This window comes from Arthrobacter sp. SIMBA_036 (assembly GCF_046535135.1).
Classification (GTDB): Bacteria; Actinomycetota; Actinomycetes; order Actinomycetales; family Micrococcaceae; genus Arthrobacter.
The window spans coordinates 1-238 of the sequence record NZ_JAWRXG010000441.1; the positions used below are offsets into that span (position 1 = coordinate 1).

General features: G+C 32.4%; 1 protein-coding gene. It reads right to left on the bottom strand.

The window, feature by feature from the left end:
* The coding region (locus SB659_RS20440; protein WP_410551758.1) for a TRAFAC clade GTPase domain-containing protein at positions 1 to 238 on the bottom strand (238 nt) is incomplete at both ends.

Here is a 238-nt window from a genome sequence, read left to right on the forward strand (position 1 = left end):
GTGTATATATTCAAGAAGTCTATCAGCAACAGAATTAATTTGCAATTTAGCTATCCCTCTTTCTTCTCCGCAAAGCATTTCACAATCTGCGAATAATAAAAAAGCATTACTATTTTCATGAATCCATTTAGCTCCTTTCGAACTTTCTCCACCAGTATTGTTTCTCCAATGATCAAACCATTCTCCTGGTGCATCTGTAAAAATTAGATTAATTTTTTCATTAGTTGAATTTCGCAAT